The organism is Mesorhizobium sp. B1-1-5 (genome assembly GCF_006443065.1).
GTDB lineage: Bacteria > Pseudomonadota > Alphaproteobacteria > Rhizobiales > Rhizobiaceae > Mesorhizobium.
On the sequence record NZ_VFWS01000505.1, the window covers coordinates 1 to 1199 of the forward strand.

Here is a 1199-nt window from a genome sequence, read left to right on the forward strand (position 1 = left end):
GCCTGAACCAGTGCCTTGGCCGTGTTGCTGCTCCAGGCCACTTCCGCCGCTTGCCTGATAACCGGGTTTCCGATCTTGGCGATCAGATCGGACCCGTTCTGCCGGATCGCCTCGAAAGCTCCGATGTCGTTCGGGTCGCCTTTTGCGATGGAGCTGGTGGACATGGTGTCGACCTTCGCCCACTCCGCCAGCTCATACTCATCGCGCTGCTCCTGCTGCCGCTGCGCCATGCGCGGCGAGCCGGCCGCGCGCATCGGCTCCTTCTGCCTAGCGAAATCGGCGCGCCGGCTCTCGGGTATTTCAGGCAGGGCCTCGTCGAACAGCCTGTCGAACAGGCCGGGCTTGACCACCTGCCCGCTGCGCGGATCGACCTCGCCATACATCGCATCGTGCAGGCCGCTGCCGTCGGCCGGCGCGTTCGCCGCCACGTCGTCTTCCGCCTGCGCGATGCGGTCGGCGAACCGGCGGCGCGCGAGCTCCGCGTCGAACGCTTCCTGCCGCTCCTTCATCTGCCGGTAGCGCTCGGCGACGGCCGAGAGCTCGTCGCCAAGATCCTGCATCGCCCTGCCGGCCGGCGACCTCTCGGGATAGGAAACGCCATTGCCGGCCTCGAGCCGGCGCTGGGCAAGCTGGAGTGGAATCGTCGCCATCAGTAGAGCCCTCCCGTGAAGGCGCCGCCCGGCGCCGGCGGGAAGGCGCCCTTGCCGAAGGTCACGGCCTTGGTCGGGTCGTAGAGGCGCGAGAGACCCGAGACGAGGCTGCCGCCGGCCTTGAAGATCGACGCCGCCGCGGCCTGCCTGCCGGAGTAGCGCGCGAGCGCCGCTTGGCTGTCGAGAGTGTTGCGGCGCAGCGCCGAGCCGTACTGGATCGCCTTCAGGTCGAGCTGGCCTTGCCTGGCATTGGCCGCCAGCACCTCGGCCGGCGAGCCCGATAGGCCGACGCCGGAGGCGCCCGCCCGGGCCCGCGCCTGCGAAAGCAGCAGATCCTGCCTGTGGCGCTCCTGGCTCTGTTCGAAGGCGGCACTTTGCGCATCGGCCTGCGCCTGCTGCCCGTAGGCCTTGGCCTGGTAACCGGCCGCCTGGTTTTGCTGCCGGCCTTCGATCAATGCGCCACCCACCGAGATGGCCGTGCCGAGAAGGGCTAATGTGCACATGGTCAGCCTCTCTGGGATGCGCCAAGGGGGCTTTTCCTGGCCGGGC

Annotated in this window: 2 protein-coding genes; both read right to left on the reverse strand. The window is 69.3% G+C overall.

Annotated features, from left to right (window positions below):
• Positions 1-650 (reverse strand): hypothetical protein (locus FJ980_RS32775; RefSeq protein WP_140547578.1); only part of this gene is annotated, 650 nt, incomplete at its 3' end.
• On the reverse strand, positions 650-1199 hold a 550-nt coding region (locus FJ980_RS32780), incomplete at its 5' end, for a hypothetical protein (RefSeq protein WP_246676685.1). The genes FJ980_RS32775 and FJ980_RS32780, both read right to left, overlap by 1 nt.